The organism is bacterium (assembly GCA_021159335.1).
GTDB lineage: Bacteria > UBP14 > UBA6098 > B30-G16 > B30-G16 > JAGGRZ01.
The window spans coordinates 1-4,662 of sequence record JAGGRZ010000082.1 but is presented as its reverse complement, the minus strand read 5'-3'; the positions used below and the strand labels follow the sequence as shown (position 1 = coordinate 4,662).

4 protein-coding genes are annotated in these 4,662 nt (G+C 44.5%); 1 reads left to right on the top strand and 3 read right to left on the bottom strand.

Features of this window, described 5'->3' with window-relative positions; genetic code table 11:
* The 3 genes from J7J62_04870 to J7J62_04860 form a co-directional block, all read right to left on the bottom strand.
* Positions 1–1,474: hypothetical protein (locus J7J62_04870; protein ID MCD6124485.1), on the bottom strand; the 1,474-nt coding region annotated here is incomplete at its 3' end.
* Positions 1,475–1,619: 145 nt separating this feature from the next.
* Positions 1,620–2,282, bottom strand: coding sequence for a TrkA family potassium uptake protein (locus tag J7J62_04865; GenBank protein MCD6124484.1), 663 nt, complete (start codon positions 2,280–2,282; stop codon positions 1,620–1,622).
* 9 nt (positions 2,283–2,291) lie between these two features.
* Complete coding sequence (locus tag J7J62_04860; GenBank protein MCD6124483.1) at positions 2,292–4,040, bottom strand: Trk family potassium uptake protein; 1,749 nt, start codon at positions 4,038–4,040, stop codon at positions 2,292–2,294.
* Between the two features lie 362 nt (positions 4,041–4,402).
* Between J7J62_04860 and J7J62_04855 the strand changes: the two genes are divergently transcribed.
* Positions 4,403–4,662, top strand: a 260-nt coding sequence (locus tag J7J62_04855) for a hypothetical protein (protein MCD6124482.1), incomplete at its 3' end; no start/stop codon positions are given.

Genomic DNA, 4,662 nt, shown 5'->3' with positions numbered 1-4,662 from the left:
CATCTATGCTGTCCTTTATCGATATTACATTCCCCACCGCCTGTATCGAATCCGCTATCAACTCACCGTAAACCTTGAAATTATCATACGCCACAATGGTGTCCGTAACCGTACCCTTATCGCCCCTATAAAGTGTATCAATTTCTATATTACCATTCACTAAATTCCCATTAACCGTCAAATCACCATCAATAGTAACATTACCTACAAAATGACCAGTGCCACTCACATCAAGATTGTTGCTGACCACTACATCATCGCCCGCATGAATGCTGTCAGCGCTCAAATCGCCTGTAACATCCAAATTGCCGCTAAAGCTACCGTTATCACCACTTATGTCACCTGTCACAGTGAGATTGCCGCCAACAGTTAAATCATTAGTTATGTTCCCGCTGTTCGCCGTCAAATTACCGTTGAATGTGCCCTCATTGGCGCTAAAATCACCTGTAACATTAAGATCACCGCCTATATCGGTGTTCCCCGTTATATTCGCAGTACCAACATTGTTAAACCCAATAGAGTGGAACGGCTTGTCGATATAGAGCGTATCACCAGCGGACTGTATCGAGTCCGCAATAAGCTCACCATAGACTTTGAGGTTATCGTAGGTTACTACTGTATCAGTAGTGTGGCTCTTCCCAGCCGAGAAATTAGCCCAAACTGTATCCATCGCCCCCAAATAACTGCCCGTTATCGAACCTGTAACAAGAAGGTCACCAACAACCTTAAGATCATCATTAACAACAACTGAATCGTAGCTTTCGACATCTATCGTGTCCACATACAATGCGTTGCTGATAGTTTCTGAACCAGTTATCGTCACCGCGCCCGTTATGCTCGCACCGCCCGCATTGATGTTAAGCCCGCCTGCATCAACATTTATTCCACCCGCATCTATATCAAGACCACCAGCTGTAATGTTAATACCACCATTTACTGTCGCAAGCCCCGTTATAGTCGCCGTGCCAACATTATTAAACCCTACAGAGTGGAACGGCTTGTCAATGTAAAGCGTATCACCAGCAGACTGAATAGAGTCCGCAATAAGCTCTCCGTAAACCTTAAGCTGCGCTGCAACAACTATAGTATCCGTAGTATCCCCACTACCAGGACTTATCGTATCGCTCGAACCTGTCTCATCTGCATCACTCGACATCGATAGCTTCCAGACCTTGTGGTTCGTGGTGGCGTTGTAATCATCAGGAACTATCACTATAGGAATGCTGTCCGAAACCACACCCGAGGTGTCGCTCAAACGGTAAATACGCGTCTCACCGCTGCTTTCATCGTAAACCAAAACTATAGTCCCCACAGAAAGACCTGTCGTGGCTATACCGTCGAGTTTGGTGTCGCCACCCCCTGTAAGGCCAACAATATCTGGTCTGTTTAGCATAACCTCATAACGGGGGGATTGAGCAAATGAAATTCCCAGCAACACGGCGAGAACAACAACCAAAAAGCATACCCTCCTCATGACAACTCCTTTCTCTTAATTCTCATTGCCATCTAATACTTTAACCGCATCAACATAAACATTTTTATTAAAATTTATTTTTATAATTCTGTTTGTCAACAGTTTTTTATCAACAGTCTTTTATTATTTCTTATCATTTTTGATATCATTTGATTCCATCAATAAACTTCGCAATCCTTCTTGGTGAGCCAACAACTATAAGATTATCACCTTCCTCAAGCTTTGGGTCCTCCGAGGGTGGGATTAGTTTTGAAACATGTGGAGTAACATATACTCTGTGCACAAAAAGGCATTCAATACCAAATTTTTTGAAGGGCAACTCGGAAAGGGTTTTCCCAACAACAGATTTAGGCAGCCTCAGCCTCGCCAGTGAGGTCTCAGGATCAAGCTTTATCTGCTCACTCTCGCCAAGAATTATATATTCTGCTATTCTTTCTCCGCTGTCCTGCTCCGGCAAAACTATCCAATCTATACCGAGTCTTCTTAGTATCTCGCCCTGCATAACACTTGAAGCCCGCGCAACTATCTCTTTTATCCCGAGTTCCCTCAAATATATACAGGCAAGCATCGTCACATCAAAGCTTTCACCGAAACATACCGCCGCACTATCAGGCTTGAATCTATCGACTATCTCCTCAAGAACTTGCCTATCGGTTATATCAGCTATCACAGCATTGGTAACCAATTCTTTCATATCGTCAATGGTTTCCTCGTCGCGGTCAACCACGATAACCTCGCTTCCGAGCTCCATAAGCCTTCTTGCGAGGCTTCTTCCGTAAAGTCCTGCCCCCAAAACCAAGTATCGCATAACCAGCTCCTATCCAATCAAAATGTCCTCTTTGGGAAAACCTACCCTGCTCTTTCTCATCCTGAACGCTATAGCAGTAAGAAAAGTAAGTGGTCCAATCCTACCTACGAGCATCGTAACAATAATAATAAGTTTTGCACCCGCTGACAAGTTCGGCGTTATCCCTGTCGAAAGCCCTACTGTTCCGAATGCTGAAAGCTGCTCGAATAAAAGATTCATAAATCCTTTATCCGGCTCCAGAATTAGAAGCCCGAAAAGTCCCAACGAGACAACTGTAAGCCCAAGAAACATTACCATGGCAGCTTGTTGCATCACATACCACGGTATGGTTCTGTTGAAAACCTTTATCTCCTCATGCCCGCGCAAACGATTTATAATCCCCAAAATTATTATTCCGAAAGTAGTGGTTTTTATTCCGCCGCCAGTGGAACCCGGTGATGCTCCTATAAACATCAATATCCCGAGAAGAAAAAGTGTAGGATAGCGCAACGCACCAGTTGATACTGTGTTGAACCCAGCAGTTCTCGGCGTTATAGCCTGAAAGAAAGAGGCAATCCATTTCTCCGCTGTGCTAAGACCCGAAAGTATATGCCCACGCTCAAGAAGGAAGAAAACAATGGTGGCGGATAATATCAACGACAAAGTCAGTATCAGAACCAGCTTGGAATGCAGACTTAAGCCAACATTCCTCCTTCTCCTGAATGGAGCCGTAAATATCGTCCACAGGTCCGTCAAAACCACGAAACCTAGTCCGCCAAGAACTATGAGAACCATCATTATTATCGAACCTAACGGATTATGAACGAATCGCGCAAGATTAGTATCCCACAGCGAGAAGCCAGCGTTGCAAAAAGCGCTTACCGCATGAAAAACCGAGAAATAAAGGCGCCCCTCAGGCAGGGACTCGTATTCACCGGTAGCGAAATAAAGGCCAACAGCACCCAAAGCCTCGATTACAAGTGTGAACAATATTATAGCTATTACAAGCGATTTTATCTTGCTGAACACGCGGATGTTAAGTATGTCGCCAAGAAGAACGCGCTCTTTTATCCCTATCTCGCCCCTCAGAATAAGCGCAGAGAATGTCGCGAATGTCATAAGTCCAAGTCCGCCTATTTGAATCAACCCAAGTATCACATTGTGTCCATATCGCGTGAAATCAGCGCCCGTGCGCATAACTATAAGCCCCGTAACGCATGTTGCTGATGTCGCCGTGAAAAGCGCATCTATAAACTTTATACCGTGTTTCGTCGCACCGGGAAGACTCAAAAGAAGGGTGCCAACCGCTATAACGAAAACGAAACTCCCCACGAAAAGAACCGGCGGTGAGAGCGGAAGAGAGGCTACTCGCGCATTAATCCTGCCAAGATTGGCTATAAGCTCGACAACTATAAAAACCTGCGCGAAAAGAACATAGATTTTAGTTATCGATACCGTCCCTATACTTTTTATCGCTTCGCTAACCTGAGGCTGGCGCAGAAATAAAATCATTATAAAAAGCTGCATGGAGAATATAAACAAAATTGCAAGCTCGAACGCATTGGCGCGAACGAAGAGTTTTTTGTCAGGTGCCCATATGAAGCGCAAAATGAAACTTACCACGAAAGATACAACTATAATACCGTCAACAATGTGCCAGAAAAAGTCCCAGCTTTTAGGCATGGAAAGTCCGGGTCTCACCACTAATGAGAAAAACGCTAACAATCCAACAAAGAGCATCCAGTTTCGCAATACCGTGTATTTAGTGGCTTTGGGCATATGTGAAATTTAAACATTAACAAATCCATTTCAAAGGAAAAGTGGGATCATCATTGCAAGTAAAAATAGTTACCGCAAGAGTTTTAGATGAGAACTAAACAATCAAGTTCAACCCCACTCCGGGAGTCTATTTTGCCGTCTCAAGCAATGAAGGACGAAAAGCCGTAACGAAATTCGTTATGATAAAATAAAAAACCTTAGCCTCCGCGGTATCCGTTTTCCCGTGGTATCCGCGATTCAAATCTTTCCACCTCCCCTCCGCCGTTCCCGTTTTCCCGCGGTCTCCGCGATTTCCCGTTGCCACACCCCCAATTTTCCAATAATATAAAATAGGCGCACAAAATTTTTCGGAGGTTTACCTTATGTCCCGAAAGCTAATCATTCTGATATCAATCTTACTCACACTCTCCCTTGCCTTCCCTCAGGGTTACAACATGCAGATAGTAGGCAGCTGGCGTTGTCCCACAGGGGATTTAAGTGACCCCTGGGTAGGCGGGATAGAAGTTCTGGGGGATTATGTTATCATGGCTAAGTTTTATGATTGGAGCCATGAAGGTTCAGATACGCTGTGGATTATTGATGTTTCAGATAAGAAGAATCCTACTCTCGCAGCGACCTATGT

Excerpts from the sequence above, each read along its gene's own strand:
- J7J62_04865 (MCD6124484.1), bottom strand. The coding sequence starts at position 2,282 with ATGCGATACTTGGTTTTGGGGGCAGGACTTTACGGAAGAAGCCTCGCA.
- J7J62_04860 (MCD6124483.1), bottom strand. The coding sequence starts at position 4,040 with ATGCCCAAAGCCACTAAATACACGGTATTGCGAAACTGGATGCTCTTT.